General features: G+C 51.5%; 8 protein-coding genes. 1 reads left to right on the forward strand and 7 read right to left on the reverse strand.

Features of this window, described 5'->3' with window-relative positions:
• The coding region (locus tag NTV65_00205; GenBank protein ID MCX6113626.1) for a hypothetical protein at window positions 1-1170 on the forward strand (1170 nt) is incomplete at its 5' end.
• Window positions 1171-1300: 130 nt separating this feature from the next.
• On the opposite strand, the gene NTV65_00210 is transcribed toward NTV65_00205, so the two are convergent.
• The 7 genes from NTV65_00210 to NTV65_00240 all read right to left on the reverse strand — a co-directional run bounded on the left by NTV65_00210 (window position 1301) and on the right by NTV65_00240 (window position 13607).
• Window positions 1301-2989 (reverse strand): hypothetical protein, encoded by a 1689-nt coding sequence (locus tag NTV65_00210; GenBank protein ID MCX6113627.1) that lies wholly within the window; start codon window positions 2987-2989, stop codon window positions 1301-1303.
• Window positions 2990-3069: 80 nt separating this feature from the next.
• Window positions 3070-5046 carry a hypothetical protein gene (locus tag NTV65_00215; GenBank protein MCX6113628.1) on the reverse strand — a complete coding sequence of 659 codons (1977 nt, stop codon included), beginning with the start codon at window positions 5044-5046 and terminating at the stop codon, window positions 3070-3072.
• 73 nt (window positions 5047-5119) lie between these two features.
• The gene (locus tag NTV65_00220; protein ID MCX6113629.1) at window positions 5120-5716 is read right to left on the reverse strand and encodes a porin family protein; all 597 of its coding nucleotides are present in this window, start codon (window positions 5714-5716) and stop codon (window positions 5120-5122) included.
• A 512-nt stretch (window positions 5717-6228) separates the two neighbouring features.
• On the reverse strand, window positions 6229-8982 hold the full coding sequence (locus NTV65_00225) for a hypothetical protein (protein MCX6113630.1): 2754 nt from the start codon (window positions 8980-8982) through the stop codon (window positions 6229-6231).
• A gap of 91 nt (window positions 8983-9073) precedes the next feature.
• Entirely contained in the window at window positions 9074-11257 is a 2184-nt protein-coding gene (locus tag NTV65_00230; protein ID MCX6113631.1) for a cation-translocating P-type ATPase, read from the reverse strand.
• A 189-nt stretch (window positions 11258-11446) separates the two neighbouring features.
• Window positions 11447-12223, reverse strand: coding sequence for a glucosamine-6-phosphate deaminase (gene nagB / locus NTV65_00235; GenBank protein ID MCX6113632.1), 777 nt, complete (start codon window positions 12221-12223; stop codon window positions 11447-11449).
• A 22-nt stretch (window positions 12224-12245) separates the two neighbouring features.
• On the reverse strand, window positions 12246-13607 hold the full coding sequence (locus NTV65_00240; protein MCX6113633.1) for a hypothetical protein: 1362 nt from the start codon (window positions 13605-13607) through the stop codon (window positions 12246-12248).
• Window positions 13608-14020: the final 413 nt, after the last annotated feature.

Genomic DNA, 14020 nt, shown 5'->3' on the forward strand with positions numbered 1-14020 from the left:
AAGGCGCACCAGGAGAGGGGGCTTGAGCTGCAGGAGAGCCATGAACACCACGGCGTTGATGGTAACACCCGCGCTATTCAGCTTCGTGGAGAGTACCTATATACGGCAGCGGGGCAGGATGGTCTGCGCGTTTATGACGTTGCGAACGTTGCCAATAAGGGCTTCTCTGAACGGATCGTCACAAGCCCTGTTTCGCCGCTCGGACAGGATACGCATGTAGCATCTGAGGATGCTACCGGTATCGCCCTACCAACAACGATGCCGGTTGCTCCCTTTAAGCCACAACTTTCTGAGAACCTTGAAACCCCGATGCATGCTATTTACCACTACGCTTTTATCTCCGACGCAGTAGAGGGATTAATAGTCGTTAATGTTGATACGCTGCAGGATGGAGAGCCGCGCAATAACTTCCTTAAGCGCTCAGTGACCTGGAATGAGGGGGGCATTTTAAGTGGAGCGCAGAATATTACCTTGGCTGGAGCGCGGGCCTTTATCGGCACACAGGATAAGGTCGTTGTGCTTAATCTTGAGGACCCCTTAAAGCCAAGGGTTGAGGCGAGCTGGCCAGCACATAAGCCAACGGCGGTGGCTATTCAGTTTCGCTACGCCTTTATGACCGATGCCGAGGGCTTTCACGTTATCGATATAACGTATCCGGAGCAGCCACGGTTTGTATCAAAAGCATCGATAGCGTTACCTGATGCGCGTAACGTTTACGTTGCTCGTACCTACGCCTACGTTGCGGGTGGGGCGGAGGGGGTTGTTATTATCGATATAGAGAAGCCGGAGCAGCCGCACATATATATAAAGCATACGGCGGATGGGACAATAAACGATACGAACGACATCAAGATAGCCTCAACCAACGCTAGCCTTTTTGCCTATGTTGCAGATGGTAAGAACGGCTTGGTTGTTTTGCAACTTACGGACCCTGAGCGTGTGCCGGAGTTCTATGGGTTTTCGCCGCCGGTGAAGCCCCTAGTTATCGCCCGTAAGAGGCTCTCTGGGCCGGCGATGGCTATCTCTAAGCCCCTCGACCGCGACCGTGCTGTTGATGAAACGGGGCACCAGGTAAGTGTCATGGGGCGTCTGGGCTCGCGACCATTTAACCTAGAGGAGATGCGCCGCATGTTTATTAATAGCGCGGGGAAACTTTGGACGGTTAGGTAACGGTAGGGCGCTAAAAATGGCGTTAAGGATAGGAAGATCGATTCACTTAATACCTTCGATCAGTAAAGATCAGGATCATCGTGTAATCGAGAGCGACTTGCGTGCGATATCCCAATGGTCAGGAGAATAGCTACCTAAATTTCTTCACAGCCTCAATCGGATCTGGCGGTATTCGTAAAGTGGTTAACCGAAAAGCGCGGGTAATATTGGTAAAGAAGAGCTGCGTGCTAAAAGGGCTCGATACAGCTTCGTTCAGCTCTCTAATGGGAGCAGAGGCGAGTACTATCCGTGCGGCTTGAATGGCCTCGGGTGATTCAGCCTGTTGGAATTCACCCGCTAACTGATTTCTTATAACCATACCGGTACCGGCCGGATAGCGTGCCAGGAACCAAGCCGCTTGAGCTCTCTTCTCATGGCCCGGTCGACCACGTTTTAGCAGTGTGAGGTGAGAGCCGATATGATCGTTAAGAGCAAGTGGATCTATAATGGTGAGATAGTCCGGCATTACAGCTGTGGTGATGCCTATATGAGCCCAGTAGATGGCTTTTAAGTCGCGGTTGCGGCGCGCCAGCTCTGATGTTGCAGCTCCGATGCGGTAAAAAGTATGGAAGTTATAGTCATCTAGGGTAACTGGGCGTGTTGTTAGTGAGCGCTGTATGTACCATGCGCGTTCATCGGCGATGCCTTGAGGACTGATATTGCTCTTATATGGTGGCCTGATACAGAGTGCTATCCAGGCCGCCCAGAGCAAACAACTATACAGGCATGCCCTGCGCAGAATCAGCGCAGATGGGAACGACACTACGGCACAGGCTGAGAGGATAGCAAAGAGACCAGGTAGGAGGAGGCGTGCATGCATAAAGTCCCCCCCGGCGCGACAGACTAGAGCGCTATGCAGCGTTCCGGAGACAATAAGTGCAAGTGGGATGGCGAATGCACTGAAACGGCTAGATCCATTTAGTTGCTTAGTGCTGGCGGAGCATGAGGTAAGCACTAAAGTTAACGCCAGCGCCAGAACTGGATATAACCAGTAGAGCCCATACATGTCGTGCAGATAGATCAATCCCTGATCCCACCGGCTTCCAAAACCCTCCTTTGCCAGGTAGGTATTAGGCACCAGTAGCCCGTAGTAACCCATGCGAAAAATTTGCCATCCAAGACCGGGAGCTATAAATCTGGCCAGCCGTAGAACGGATGCTAAGCGCATATCGTTTGCGGAGCGGCTAATCAGGAGCGCAATACCCAGGGGTGCAAGCGCCATAACTGTAAGATCTGGCCTGATCAGTGGCGCTAAGCCTAGTAGCCAGAAGATGCGTTCCCTAAGTACTCCTTGTTGTGATTGAGCTATCCGTGCAAGACACCAAGCAACGCCCCCTATCCATGCAAAGGTAAGACCGGTTTCAAGACCGGATGAGGCAAAATCCCAGAACGGCGGTAGAGCAACGACAATTAATGCTCCTAGTGGAAAGAGGCGGGGGAGAGATTGAAAACGGATCCGCGCCCCTTCGGTAGCAAGTATCAGCCCACACACTGAGAGTACGATCCCGGTTGCTGCAGCTAGTAGTGGTAGTGCAGCCTGACCAGCAAGGCGTAATAGTACGAGCACGATAAACCAGAGGGGATGCGAGAAGCTTTCAACCCGTAAGCCTCGATTGAAATTAGGACCGTAACCGTTCCATAGATTCTCTACGCTCTTAAAGGTGATAAAGGCATCCTCGGTTATCCATAGATGGTCGAGTGCGCAGAGAGATAGGATGCAGGCGGGCAGAAGCACCAGTACAGAGCCCCATCCTGGGCGCGGACGCCGCTTTGATGGCATCGAGATCACTTTACTATTTAGCGTGGGTTCAATACCGGGAGAAGATTTAGCGCGGCGCCTATTTTTTGAGCGATTCTTACTCATAGCGTAGCCTTACTTGGAGCTGGTATCGCCCCACTAGAAGCTGGCGAAGTATCCTTTGAAAGTTGAAACTGGGACCAACTTGCACGTGCTCTGTTCTGAGCAAGCACGTTACTTGGATTGAGCATCAATACAATTCGGTAGACGTGGGTAGCTGCCTCCCACATCTGAAGTCTGGTGTATAGCGCTCCGAGATTATTCGATGTCTCCCAAAAGTTTGGAGCCCGGATCGCCGCTTCTAAAAGGAGGGGCTCCGCTTCCCTCCAGTACCCCGCTGTCAGAAGAAAGGTCCCGAGATGACTTAGATCTTCAGGTAACTCCTCTCCTCCAAGCAGCCAGCGTGAAAGGCTCTCGATAAAAGTGGGCTGCACGTAGATAGCCCCAAGCATCTTCCAACGCATAGCATCGTCGGCTAATTGAGCGGGGAGGGGCTTGGGTGGCAGGGCGCCATTTAGGCCCGCTTTGCGTACCAGCACTACCGCTACGGCATCGTAGTGAACTACGGTCCAAGCACCCGAAGCGATCAGACTCCGTAGTAGATCCATCGATTGAATGTGGCTTAATACGACGTACTCTATCTGCTCCTTAGTGGCGAACGCAGGAAAAGCTGCAGGGTTCATGATCGCTAGGTATCGTTTAAAAAACTCCTCTCCCGTAACTTCATTACGCCCATCGATAAAGATCCGATGATCTGGTGCACGTAAAAGCAGTGCACCACCCACATTAAGATTATTAAAGCCCCGGCCTACTAGGGCGTGTGTTCTGACGAAATCAGCAGATTCAATCGCTAATGAGGCGCTCTCCAGTAGCGGCGCCAGATGCAAGTTCCGTCGCTGCGTTGCATACCAGGCACCCGTGCCGACCCGGATGCATAGCACGAGCACAATGCCGGCGATAATAGCTGTATAGATGCGGCGCCTACGCTCAAGGGAGGGCAGCAGGGTCGGGGCTATCTCGCTTAGACCGGTTGCAATCGCCGGTAGTGCGGCGATTATAAAGAGCGGAAGGTTACGGACGGCTATGGTTGAGAGGAGTGCAAAGAGAGCCAGAACTAAGAGGTCGGAGTATCTTTGTAGCCGTAGGAGCCCCCAGGCTGCAGGGAGCGAGAGCGTAAGGAGAGCTATCCAGCAACCGATCTGCGCGTGCAGGTTAAACGGTGTGCGGGGATCTTTATGAAGAGCAAAGGGAGAGGATAGTTCGGAGATATGCTGAGCAAATATATTAGAGCTATCCATACGGGTAATAAGGCGGAGCGGTTCCTGCACGGCCTGCCAGCCATAGGGATTAATAAGGAGCGCGATTAGAGCTAACGCCGTTGCAATAACGAACGATCTATTAAGCCTCTTTGTTAGGGTGTCCACTAAGAGCTCGATACCGATAACTACGAATCCAAGGATGTATATATGCGTGTTGACCCACACCAGGAATATTAGGGGGAGCGCAAATACGGCTCTTCTTGAGCCCCTACGCTTGAGCTCAATAACGAGTACGGTTAAGGCGATTAGAAGGTTTGAGAAGAGTTCGGGACGCAAAGAGAAACGCCACTCCGTTGCAATAATGGCGAGCACTCCGCACATTACTCCGATCAGGGGATCTACTGATCGGATCTTTAGAGAGCGTGCAATAACAAGGGCTGTGGCAAGAACCAGAACGCAACGCATAAGAACGGGGCCAATCGTTCCAAAGGTGCTCTCTAATGTGGCCACAAGGATCTGAAAACCCCAGTGGTAGGCGATATAGGCATGTTGAGTAAAGGACCAGGAGAATGGATCGGTTGTCGGGACAGCGCCATTTTTTATAATCCAGCGACCCGTGGCGATATGAATGCCGTAGTCTAGGTCGTCGATGGAGCGAAAGGAGAGTAGGGCTGCAAGCGTTAGGAGCCCCAGCAGGAGTAGGGTGTTGTTGTACCATGGCTTTAATGACCACGGCTTCGATGACCCCGGCTTCGATGATTGTTCACGACTGTGAGGCATAAGGGGGTCATAAAAAAAAGGGCACCACCTTCTACAAGGTAGTGCCCCTCTTATAACCTGTAATCTGGGTCGATTACATAGCCAAACGAACGCCGCCTGTTAGGGCTACGTTATCGTTATCATCTATAGCCACGTCGGCTTTGAGAGCTACGTTCTCAGAAACCGTTAAGAACCCAGTACCCGAGTAAGTCCAGTTGGCGGTATCTAGATCGGCGTAGGTGATGTTAGCATCAAACTCGATCTCGTCCGTAAGGAGATAACGAGACCCGATGCCACCGTATACGCGCTCTTCTGACGCGGATATCTTAGTACCATCGACAGAGGTATTTGCATTAAGGTGTGTACCACCAACTCGACCAAGAAGATCAAAGCCTGGGCAGATCGAATAGTAGCCTAGAACGCCGTAGGTATAGGTGTTGCTGTTAACGCCTATGTCCGTGCCCGTAATATCAGCACGAGCATAGTTATACCCGCCCTCGATAGCGAAGTTATCAATGGGTGAGTACGAGATCTTGGTATCAAGACCGTTTGTATTATCGATAGAATTGCTATCTGTGTGGTTCCACTGATAAGCAGCATCGAAATAGTCGTATTTCATAAGGGGATCAGCCGAGGCTGTTGAAGCGCTAAAAGCGAGTGCCAGCGCACCCAAAGAAAGTATTCTTTTCATCGTCTTTATCCTTCTCAAATTGAGGGGAACCATTCCCTCGAGCAGGGTATCCAAGCGAGGGAGGCGGCACAATAGATAAAATAAGGACTTGACCTAGCTCCAAACTATGTTTTACGAAGACGTCTTATTATAAGTAGTCTTCCCCCATTTGATTGAGTCATAGAGGGTCATCTTTTCTCAGAAGAGAACTTCGTTGATATAGGGCGGTTAGGAACTAAGCTTAGTGAGGGTAGAGAGGATAATTATATGCTCCGCTCGTTTCGGCAGTAGGCGTGCGGTTTCTACCTGCCTGCACGAAAGGCAGCAGGGAGTGAGCATGTTTCATACTCCCTGTTGGGCTCCACCGGACAGCGTTGCGGTGTCGGTTCAGGTGAGGGATTAAAGGGAGATGGAGGGGGGTCCCTTTGCGGCTCTCTGCTGGGAGCCGGGGTGCCCCTCTGTGGTGGAGCTTCTTTGGGGGTAGTAGTTTGTGTTGTGCATGACATACTAAAGTTACTCTGTAAAAAAGGACCCTAAATTTTGATTGCAGTAGACTCACTTATTACCACCAGATCCCCCTGCGTATCAAATCCAGCTTGTTGAAAAAAGTCAGTTAGGCCGGTCTCTTTAAGGTTTTTCATAAAGCGGCGCGAACGAAAAGATCCGATTGGATCAGATGCGAGAGCTTTAAGTAGCTCAATCCGCTCCATATCAAGCGAGAGAAAGGTTTTAGGCTTACCCTCAAAGTAAAATGTAAAGGGCTCCCAAGCTGGCATTAAGGGGGAAAAGAACGCTAGGGCGGGACGCTCATGTTTTGACCAGCCCTGCATAAGGTGTTCAAAATCATAGATACGGAGTTGTCGTTCGAGTAGTTCAACAAGTGGACGAAAGCCGGGTGAGGCGAAGCCTCCTAACATAACTGGCTGACCATCTGCTCGCTTTGCAAAGGCAGTTGCTGGGTCGGTATTAAATTTCCAGCGCAAAAATTCGAGTCGAAGCCCGTGCACTGCGTCCATTAGCTGTGCAAGAGTTCTGTTTTGTTGCAGGTTAATATCTAGCGCGGCATGTCCATGTAGCGGTGCAAATTCACGCAGCACATCCTGAGTGTGATGCAAGAGATCTTGCTCAGTTAATCCGTTACGAATACTTAGCGGGCTAAATGAAACTGCGTGGGGTAGGAGATCCCGTCCATAGACCCGCGAGGAGTTGCGAATCGCTATCGAGCCGATTAGTGGAATCGAGAACACCTTACAGCCGTGTTGGTGTAGTATCGTAACGCTATCTGGAAGGCTTGGAGTAGTGGTCGTTGACCATACCTTCGGCCAGGGGCGTTGGTATGAAGCGAGATAAAAGGAGTGTTCGTGTTGATTACTTCCCTCTATAAAGGTGTGTCCAAAGGCCTCAAAGAGCGAGGGGACATGCAGCACCTCTCCGCGCTCACCGACGGCAGAGCTTCGCCTGGTGTCCCACTTATTGCGAATAAAATCGTTGGTCTCTAATCCAGCTAGCGCCAAGGCCTGAACCACATGCCCCTTAAGCGTCAAGATCGAACGTTCATGAATTCGTGAAGGGCTCGTAAAGGATCTGGTGATAGTATTAATCTGCGCTTCATTAAGATTAGGATTATTAAGCAACCCGAGCAGCTCCGCATCGTGATGCGTAGAGTGTGGAGCGACGCGCTGAAGATCCATCTGATCCTCGTGTAGCTTGACGAGCGGCATAGAGAGAGCTGGATTAGTGGCGCTAACAAGCATGGGGAGTAGGCGATTAAGAGACTCGCCATTTTTATGCGGGATAGCGTTACATATCTCTAGCGCAGCATTCAAATAAAGCCAGGTATGAAAGAGGGTGGTAGAGTAGCCTAGTTCAAAGGCGGCAGTCCTAATATCTTCGGAGACCAGGCTTTCGCTATCTGCGATTATATTTAGTAGCTGCTCAGCGTCCACTGCATCTGAGTATGGTGGTGGAAGTAACCACGAACCTTCCTTTAAAACGTCTCTACCGATGTCGCGTCTGAGCAGATCCATAATTATCCCAGAGGGTCCGAACTGCAGCGCCCGATCAAATAGCACCTCTTTTTCAGCGGCAGGCAGATGCTCTACGCTCGTTAGATTTAGGAGATGACGAGCAGAGATGCGTTCTGACTTGTTTGGCTGCTCTAGCGCAATAGATATGGGAAGACGTCCGAAGGAGTCCCTTGTATTAGGAGAGATTATGCAGGCAACTAGCAATGTACTATCAGGATGGGCTAAGAGTTTAGGATCGTGTAGCAGGGTGCCACGCGATCCATCTAAAAACTGCAGCTCTGTATCGAGGTTTGCGCCGAGCTTTATAAAGCGAGATAAGGTTTTTGTGTGATGCAGCGAGGCTCGAGACACGACTATAAATAGGGGTGTTTGTAGCTCCTCGACCCGCGTGTTGAGTAGTGCTGAGATCGTCGCAGGCCAGAGCTGAGTGCTGTAGCGCTCAAGGGCACATAGTAAATTATTACCTCGGGGTAGAAATTGGTCAACGGAGTGCGCGATCGGATTGGCTAGATTATGAATCGATTTTATAAGGTGCGGCGCTAGCTCCACACAAGACCCATCTGGCACCTTGTTTTGAGGGGAGGGTGTCTGTTGCAATATAAAGCGGTGAATAGAGTTAGCAGCTACTCCAATTATCCCAGGGTAAATTGATATAACCAAACGTAGCAGGAGCTCCTGAAGTTCATGCGGGGTGCAGTAGTTGGCAAGCGCGTGTGGGGAATTCTCAAGAGCGCTAGCTAGTAGCTTTAAGCGCTCCCTACAATCTGAGCGGGCCAAGCGTAGGATCGGAAGCTCGCCTAACGCATCCCGCTGCCAAACCGAGCCACCAAGTCGTATCATCTTACGAAGTAACTCAACTGGATCCAATTCAATCGGACCGTTTGTCTCGCGCTCCAGCCATCGAGAGAAGGTATGAATCGGGGTTTCATTGTATTCATCGCATGCCCCGCAATTGGGGTTAAAGGCTAGGAGCCCATGGAGGAGTATCGGAGTAGATTTTAGGCCTTTATCTGTAGAGGTAAGAAGGCTTCGTCCGTTCTCTAGGTACGGCTCTACGATCACTTCTCGTATAGCAGCGTATCCCAACACCTTTGATTGCTCGTCTAAGCGCTCGAGGATGGCAGTAGTGCTTTGGTCGGTAATGAGTTGTTCTAAGACAGGGCGCAGGGTGGCTAGCTGTGGGGATAGATCGATCGCGCGCAGGTCTATTCCGCCACCAGTAATCTTATAAATAAGCGCAGCCGCATGCTCCTTAAACATTTTGGAAAACTATCTGGATTATTCCAGTTAGACCAGGGCTCTCTATAAGATAGAATACAGAACGCGCCTGATTAAGACAATTAATGACTGGTTACCGCAACGAACGGGCCTTAATACGCAAAGAATTACCAACTATAACAACATCCGAGAGGGTCATAAGTAGCGCGCCCTGCAGCGGAGTGAGGTAGCCGAGCGCTGCCAATGGAATGGCTAGGACGTTATAGAAAAAGGCCCAGAATAAATTCTGTTTGATGGTTGAAACAGTAATGCGGGCCAATTTAATAGCGGCCGGAAGGTTAGCAAGGGTGGCTCCAGTTAGGAGCACCTGTGCGGAATGCATCGCAACATCCGAAGCTGAGCTCAGAGAGATCCCAACAGAGGCCTCGGCCAGGGTTGGAGCGTCGTTAATACCATCACCAACGTAGGCAACACGGTTGCGTGAATCGGCCTGTAGGGTGCGGAGCGTTAAAAGTTTCTCCTGCGGTAGCTTCTCAGCCTCGACCCTCTGAATACCCAGCTCCGCAGCGATTTTTTCACACTTCTCTCGAACGTCGCCACTGATAATTGAGATCGAGAGCCCCATCGCTTTAAGTTTTGAGATTACAGAGGCAGCCTCCTTGCGTGCCGCGTCCTTTATCGATAACGAAGCGATCAGAGCGCCATTTTTCAGCAGAATAAGATCATCACTTGTTTCTATGGCGTGTTGCTTTGCGGTACGGAGACCTCCACACGCATAGAGCGTCCCATCCTCTGCACGGCCCTCAACCCCAACTCCCTTAGTCTCAACTACTGTAAGGTGTGGAACATGGAGGCCGTTTCCTTGGTATGCCTTTACGATCGCCTGTGCGATCGGGTGTGAGGAGCTTCTTTGTAGCGCTATAAGCAAGCCCTGCGCCTCTGCCTGGCTGTAACCGTTATAGGTCGTTAATGTGCTTAAATTAAGCGCGCCCTGAGTGAGTGTTCCCGTCTTGTCGAACGAGACGTGCCGTACCTGTGCTAGCCGCTCGAGGGTGTCGCCACCACGCACAAGGATTCCAGAAGTAGCGGCTCGCCCAAGAGCGACCATAATTGCGGTTGGGGTTGCAAGCCCCATAGCACATGGGCAGGCAACGACTATGACCGCAAGCGCGCGCACAAGGGCTTGTGGAAAGGTAAGCCCGAAGACCAGTACGCCCAGGATCAGAATAAGTACAGCGGCGCATAGCACCGTTGGAACGAAGACCGCACTGACAGCGTCGCCGATGCGTTGAATAGATGGTCTGCGGTGTTGGGCATCGCGCACAAGTTGCACTATTGAAGAGAGAACTGTGTCATCACCAACTGCGGTTGCAGTGATAACTATCGAGCCTGAAGATAAGATCGATCCACCGATAACCCGCTCTCCTTGAGCACGGTCAACTGGTAGCGACTCGCCGCTTAGCATCGATTCATCGAAGGAACCCCCGCCCTGCGTAATAGTGCCATCGGTCGGTACTCGGTCGCCGGAATTAACCTGTAATAGATCGCCGACCTGCACCTCTCCAAGGGCGACCTTTTCAAAGGCCTCAACACCATCAACCTGCCGCACAATACGGGTTACCTGTTGTGGTTGTAGGGTAGAGAGGCTCTCGATAGCGGAGGTGGTTTTTTTAACGGCCCGCTCCTCAAGCAGGTGACCAACCATAACAAAGGTTACGATTGAGCAGACGGCCTCAAAGAAGATCGTATCGTGAGAGAGCCCGAGGATAAGGCTAATCAGGCTGGAGGAATAAGCAGCTAGAATGCCGATAGCGATCAGCACATCCATGCTGGCGGTACCCGTTCTAAGTGATCGAATGCCGCTTAGGCCGAAGTGGTGAATACCGATCAGAAAGACCGGGGTTGTTAAGATTAGTTGCAGGATCGGATCGTGCAAAACCGAAGATGGCATAAACATCGCAATCATTACCGGGATGGTAAGCAGTGCGGCTATTATGGTTTTGATATGCAGGATGAGGTGTCGTGAGGCTGGTAGGGGAGCTGCTAGATCAGAGACCGTATACCCAAGTCGAGAGAGGCTCTGTACTATCTCTGAGAGCTGCTCCCGGTCGGCCACCTTAAAACTGGTTCTGCCGCTGGTATAGTCAACGCAGGGTTGCTCCGCTCCGACGCGGGTGAGGTGCTTTTCAAGGGAGAGCGCGCAGTTTGTGCAGTGCAGTCCGGTTACCCGCATGGTCACTTCACCAGCTGGGCGTCTTGGGTCTAGCTGGGGTTGATTCATATTAGTATCGTAGCATGCGGCGGGGGTAATCGCCATAAACAGTAGTTACGCGTAACTGGTCACCGTAGTTTAATGTCGCGATTCAAGCTACTTAGATTACGGCGAAGTTTCATAGGTAATTCGATTGGTCGTCCCCTGATCGGGGACGGCAGGTTTTGTGACCAGTTAATGTTTTCACCCCCGATTTGCTCCGCAAATCGGCCCCTTAGGGGCTATTGAGTGTCATTATCGGTACGGCGCCCACTCCGGCTCATTAGCAAAGACCCATCGGTAGTAATCGGCGTGCTTGAGCATGAAGGCGGCCTCCTGATCTACAACAACGGTGCAGCGCCGGTGCATCTGCAGGGCGCTCGCCGTAACAAGTGAGCAGAGCGGGCCTTCAATCGCCTGTTGTAGGACCGCAGCTTTCTCAGAACCTGTTGCGAGCATTATGCACCATTTACTATCTAGGATCGTTGCCACCCCGATCGTAATCGCGCGAGAGGGTACCAGCTCAGCGCCGCCAAAGAATTGAGCGTTCTGTTCGCGGGTTTGTGGGGTTAATGATTTTGTACGGGTACGGGACCTCAGGGAGGAGAGGGGTTCGTTAAACGCTAGGTGGCCGTTGCGCCCTATCCCGAGTAGCTGTAGGTCGATTCCTCCAGCTTTGGCGATAGCTGCTTCGTAGCGTAGGCACTCTGCCTCTAGGTCGTGCGCCATACCGTCAGGCAGGTGTGTGTTTTTAGCGTCGATATTAATCTGCTTAAAGAGCGCGCGCTCCATGCTGCTGCGGTAAGATCCTGAGTGGCTAGCGGGAATGCCGATGTACTCATCGAGGTTAAAGGTTGTCACCTGTGAAAAGTCTAGGCCCTCTTTTTTAGAGAGGATCTGATAGACCATTTCAGGGGTTCTTCCGGTTGCAAGACCAAGCACAGCCTGTGGGTTTGAACGCACAGTTGTTGCAATCAGTTCCGCAACAAGTGCGCTCGCTTTGTTGGCGGTTGGGCAGATAATGACTTCGATCGGAACCTCCTATTTGTGTAGGCTAGCGTTGCGGGTTCGTTTCAGGCTCAAATAAATTAAGAGCATTGGCCATCCCTAACATCGGTACTGATAGCTCTCCCCCGTCGGCTAGTTGAACTGGCTGAACTAGCTGGATCGATACCTCAACATTAACATCACTACACAGCTCCTGTAGGGTCTGTTGCAGGGCATCGAAGAGGCCCGAAAAATGGCGCGCCATTGAGCTATCGAGCGAGATAGTTATCGGTCTTATCGCGTTCGAGAGTTGATTTGCAACCGAAAGGTACGCCAGCACACCGGAGAGTACCCCCGCGCGGTTCACCAAGGCATTAAGTAGGGGAACAAAGGGCTCGCGAGACCCTACTAATATCTCTGGCAGATCGGTTAACTCACCGCGTAGCAATGCAGCTAGATCCCTGTTGGTAAGGGTTACCTCGCCCGAGACAAGGGCATCTCTTAAGGGCAATAGTAGCTGCCCTTCAGGGAGCATCGCCGCGACACAGATATGAGCATAGACCATCTGCGTAAACCAGGTGCCGGCGCAGAGCTCCTCAAGCGCAAGCCCAGGAACACTGCGCATCTCTGCAAAGAAGCGGTCTCCATTCGAGAGTAGCTCTCGCGGTAGTTGTAGGTGTCCTCCCAGCTCGATGTTGATGATGTGCCCCTTTTCACGCCCCTCTTCGCCGATCTGAGTGCAGTTACCGCCTGAGGACATAACAACGCCGGCGGTTGAGTCTGGGACCGCAAAGAGGGTAAAGATCGTATCGTTGCCGAGCAGAAAGATAGCTGGATTCCATCCAACCCTACGCAGATGTCGCAGGAGGATCGCACCAATATCATCACCATCTCGTAGCCCCTTTAAGAACCACTCGCCCTTACGGTAGCCTCCGGTTTTTATGCCGCGCACGATACCCGATACGCCGCGGGTAGTGGGGGTCTCAATCGGAACGCACTCGACCTGATTTGACCAGATTAGTCCGATGGAGCAGGTTGGCGGCAGGTTTGGCGCTGAACTTTGCACCGCAGCGATAAGCGCTTGAAAGAATTGTTCAAGGGCTGGCCCCTCTAGGAGCTGCTCAGGTTTAAACCAGTTGTTTGGGTGGTCAAGCAACGCTGTTATCTCGCCGTCGGAGCTCTGATATCCAACCTTAGTATGGGTTCCCCCGACATCAATTAGCACCGCTGGACGCCCTTGAGTCTGGGCTGCTGCGCAGGGGAGGGCAATTTCGCTTGAATCCCAGGCGCAAGATGGGCGCCCCTTGCGGTAGCAGGCGTTGTGAATCGAGAGGCTTCCGAGCTCTCTAATCTCGTCTAGACCAGATAGGATGCGGTTAACACCTAGGATATCAGCAAGGAGTTCAAGGTGTGGTGTATGAGGGGCCATGTGAAACCTTAGATCGGAGCCGATTTTATTTCAAATCAAAGATCCGCTATAACTGGTCACCGTAGTTTAATGTTGCGATTCAAGCTACTCAGATTACGGCGAAGTTTCATAGGTAATTCGATTGGACGTCCCCTGATCGGGGACGACAGATTTTGTGACCAGTTAATGTTTTCACCCCCGATTTGCTCCGCAAATCGGCCCCTTAGGGGCTATTGAGTGTCATTACCGTATGCGAATATTTCTGGAATATGCTGACTAGTTACGATTCGCTATATATATATAGTCAACGCTCCTGTAGTTCTACCCCTAAAACAAGAGGTCACTATGTCACATATCCTAAAAAGCATCCCGCAGGGTGAAAAAGTTGGAATCGCCTTCTCAGGAGGGCTCGATACGAGTGTTGCCGTGGCCTG

The sequence above is a fragment of the Pseudomonadota bacterium genome (assembly GCA_026390555.1).
Lineage (GTDB): Bacteria > Bdellovibrionota_C > UBA2361 > UBA2361 > OMII01 > OMII01.

Excerpts from the sequence above, each read along its gene's own strand:
- NTV65_00210 (MCX6113627.1), bottom strand. The coding sequence starts at position 2,989 with ATGCCATCAAAGCGGCGTCCGCGCCCAGGATGGGGCTCTGTACTGGTG.
- NTV65_00215 (MCX6113628.1), bottom strand. The coding sequence starts at position 5,046 with ATGCCTCACAGTCGTGAACAATCATCGAAGCCGGGGTCATCGAAGCCG.
- NTV65_00220 (MCX6113629.1), bottom strand. The coding sequence starts at position 5,716 with ATGAAAAGAATACTTTCTTTGGGTGCGCTGGCACTCGCTTTTAGCGCT.
- NTV65_00225 (MCX6113630.1), bottom strand. The coding sequence starts at position 8,982 with ATGTTTAAGGAGCATGCGGCTGCGCTTATTTATAAGATTACTGGTGGC.
- NTV65_00230 (MCX6113631.1), bottom strand. The coding sequence starts at position 11,257 with ATGGCGATTACCCCCGCCGCATGCTACGATACTAATATGAATCAACCC.
- NTV65_00240 (MCX6113633.1), bottom strand. The coding sequence starts at position 13,607 with ATGGCCCCTCATACACCACACCTTGAACTCCTTGCTGATATCCTAGGT.